Genomic DNA, 581 nt, shown 5'->3' with positions numbered 1-581 from the left:
CGGTCCACGGCGGTCTTCATGTTGTCAAAAATACCCCGCCGCGGAACACCACCGAGCACGCGGAAGGCCTCGGTAAGCGCATCGAAAAGCATTTCGTGGGTCTGCAGGGGATAGGCCCTGAGTATGAAGGCCCGGCTAAAGGACAGTTTGGTGTGGGCAACCTGCAGCTTGACGCGATGCCCGGCAATCACCGCCCAGTCCTCACCCCAGTCGAACTGGAAGGCTTCTCCGGGCTGGAAGCGCAGGGGGACAAAAACACCTCGACCCGTTGTCTGGCGTGCCTGGTGCTGTTCGTGTTTCCATTGCCGGATAAAAGCGGCCACCCGTCCGTAGGAGCCATCATAACCCAGCGCCACAAGGTCTTCATGTAGTCGTCGCGCCGTGCGCCGGTTTTTGCGTGATCGGGCAGCTTCCAGGACGAGCCATCCCCTCAGCCTGTCAACAAATGGGTCCAGTCGGCTGGGGCGTTCGGGAACCTGGTACCGCGGTTCAATACTCTCCGCCCGGAGATATTTCCGGATCGTATTGCGTGACAGCCCCGTCCGGCGTTCAATCTCGCGGATCGGAAGATGATCCCGGCA

The 581-nt window shown here is 60.6% G+C and carries 1 protein-coding gene; it reads right to left on the bottom strand.

Annotated features, from left to right (window positions below; translation table 11 throughout):
• Nucleotides 1–581: IS21 family transposase (gene istA / locus B7449_RS17690; RefSeq protein ID WP_048883966.1), on the bottom strand; the 581-nt coding region annotated here is incomplete at both ends.

The sequence above is a fragment of the Komagataeibacter intermedius TF2 genome (genome assembly GCF_000964425.1).
Lineage (GTDB): Bacteria > Pseudomonadota > Alphaproteobacteria > Acetobacterales > Acetobacteraceae > Komagataeibacter > Komagataeibacter intermedius.
This window is presented reverse-complemented; position numbering and strand designations above follow the sequence as displayed.